The sequence below is a fragment of the Streptomyces sp. NPDC007162 genome (assembly GCF_040634175.1).
Taxonomy (GTDB): domain Bacteria; phylum Actinomycetota; class Actinomycetes; order Streptomycetales; family Streptomycetaceae; genus Streptomyces.
In genome coordinates this window covers 1-1200 of record NZ_JBEYFC010001041.1, presented here as the reverse complement: position 1 = coordinate 1200, position 1200 = coordinate 1, and the positions used below count along the sequence as shown (strand labels likewise).

Genomic DNA, 1200 nt, shown 5'->3' with positions numbered 1-1200 from the left:
CCGATGGAGAGCAGATCCGTGCGGATGACCTCGACGTCGGCGTGGGTTCCGATCAGCGCGGTGTGGCAGCCGTCGCAGAAGCCGCAGCCCGGAGCTCCGCCCATCGCGCGGTCGGGGCTGGTGCACTGGAGGGCCGCGGCGAAGGCGCGGGCGGCGGTGGCCCGGCCGGAACCGGGCGGGCCGGCCGAGTACGGCATCACGCGCGTCGACCGGCCCGTCGACATCAACCGCGCCCTGCGCCGCGCCGGCCTGCTGGAGGTCCACACCCAGGACGGCATGGAGTACCTCGACCCGATGGCCTCCCGTGCGTTCGCGGTCGCCGACCACCAGCTCGCCCACGTCTACGTGCGCCGGCCCGAGGACCTCGAAGCGACCCGCGAGGCCCTCGCGGACCTCCCCGGCATCGCCGAACTCCTCGACGACGACGGCAAGAAGGCCCACCACCTCGACCATCCCCGCTCCGGCGAACTCGTCGCCGTCGCGGAGAAGGACGCCTGGTTCACGTACTACTACTGGCTCGACGACGACCGCGCCCCCGACTTCGCACAGCTCGTCGAGATCCACCGCAAACCCGGATACGACCCCGTCGAGCTCTTCATGGACCCGCAGGACCCCTACGTCCGGGTCAGGGCGGCCTCCGCGGTGGCCCGCAAGAAGCTCGGGATGCGCTACCGCATGGCGGTCGTCCCCCTGGATCCCTCACCCATCCGCGGCAGCCACGGCCGCCTTCCCGAGAGCGACGACGAAGGTCCGCTCATCCTCTGCTCCACCCCCCAGGCCTTCGACGGCCGAGTCCAGGCCACCGAAGTGAAGTCCCTGCTCCTCCGACTCGCCGGACTGCACGGACCATCCGCCCCGCCCGCACGCCGAAAGGGAGATTCGTGATCATGAGCCGCACTCCGAAGGACCCCGAGCTCGCGAGCAGACTCAGCCGCCGCAACGTCCTGGGCGTCGCCGCCGGAGCCACCGCCGCGACCCTCCTCAGCGGCGCGGCCGCCCAGGCGACGAGCCCGCAGGGCGGCACGTCACCCGGCCACGGCCACGGCCACGGACACGGACACGGCAAGGGCCGAGCCGTCCTGCCGCCCGGCCGCCTCGGTATCCAGCTCTACAGCCTCCGGGACAAGGTCTCCACCCTCGGCTTCGCCCCCGTGTTCGCCGAACTGGAGAAGTACGGCTACGACGAGATCGAGATCGCCG

At 72.0% G+C, this 1200-nt stretch carries 3 pseudogenes; 2 read left to right on the top strand and 1 reads right to left on the bottom strand.

The annotated features are described in order from the left end of the window. Nucleotides 1–182: pseudogene (locus ABZ646_RS46995) on the bottom strand (DNA polymerase III subunit delta'); the annotation flags it as partial. Nucleotide 183: 1 nt separating this feature from the next. Between ABZ646_RS46995 and ABZ646_RS46990 the strand changes: the two are divergent. Together ABZ646_RS46990 and ABZ646_RS46985 are read left to right on the top strand one after the other, a co-directional pair. Beyond that, a pseudogene (locus tag ABZ646_RS46990) lies at nt 184–885 on the top strand (alkaline phosphatase family protein); the annotation flags it as partial. 2 nt (nt 886–887) lie between these two features. After that, nucleotides 888–1200 (top strand): annotated as a pseudogene (locus ABZ646_RS46985) (sugar phosphate isomerase/epimerase); the annotation flags it as partial.